The following is a 383-nucleotide window of genomic DNA, read 5'->3' on the forward strand; positions in this document are numbered from 1 at the left end:
CCAAACAGCCGGTTCATTCCTGTTAAGTCACCCGAACGCCAAGCGATTCTCGCGACTCATCGTGTACGTGAGCATTGGGTCAATGAACGTACCGCCCTCATTAATCGTATTCGTGCATTACTGGCAGAGTTCGGCATTATTATTCCAACGGGACGAGCCGCCATTCACAGAGAAGTACCACTCATTCTCGAGGCAGCAGAGAATGGCCTGCCTGATATTGCTCGTGCTGTCGTGGCAGATTGTTTTGACCACCTACAAACACTTAATCAGCGTATCGCCGATACCGAGCAGTGTTTCGATATGGTTACCAAGGCCAGTCCTAATGCCCAGCGTATTCTTAATGTTCGCGGCATTGGCCCACAAACAGCAACGGCGATTATCGC

1 pseudogene is annotated in these 383 nt (G+C 50.7%); it reads left to right on the top strand.

Annotated features, from left to right (window positions below):
- Positions 1–383, top strand: a pseudogene (locus BZG25_RS15765) (IS110 family transposase); the annotation flags it as partial.

It is taken from the genome of Salinivibrio sp. ML198 (assembly GCF_001996015.1).
GTDB classification, from domain to species: Bacteria; Pseudomonadota; Gammaproteobacteria; order Enterobacterales; family Vibrionaceae; genus Salinivibrio; species Salinivibrio siamensis.